Genomic DNA, 263 nt, shown 5'->3' with positions numbered 1-263 from the left:
CATGACTTACGCCCTTGCGCTTTAAACGGATAGCACCAACTAACATTAACGCCCAGCCCGCAAGGAAGCTCACGCCGCCAACCGGAGTGACAAACGCCCACAAACGCAGATGGGACAGTGCCAGGCAATAAAGGCTGCCGCTGAACAGCACCGTGCCTAACGCGAGGAAAACGCTACTCCAGTAAAACCAGATACTGATGCGACGCTGCATTGCCACCGCCAGACCTAAGATCGCCAGCGTATGAAACGCCTGGTATTCGAGA

The 263-nt window shown here is 55.1% G+C and carries 1 protein-coding gene; it reads right to left on the bottom strand.

The window, feature by feature from the left end; genetic code table 11:
* A partial coding sequence (locus V5P19_RS23805) for a DUF423 domain-containing protein (protein WP_334408024.1) occupies positions 1-263 on the bottom strand: 263 nt, incomplete at both ends.

Source organism: Enterobacter sp. UNJFSC 003, from assembly GCF_036903355.1.
Classification (GTDB): domain Bacteria; phylum Pseudomonadota; class Gammaproteobacteria; order Enterobacterales; family Enterobacteriaceae; genus Enterobacter.
The sequence above is the reverse complement of the archived record's forward strand: the minus strand, read 5'-3'. Positions and strand labels throughout refer to the sequence as shown.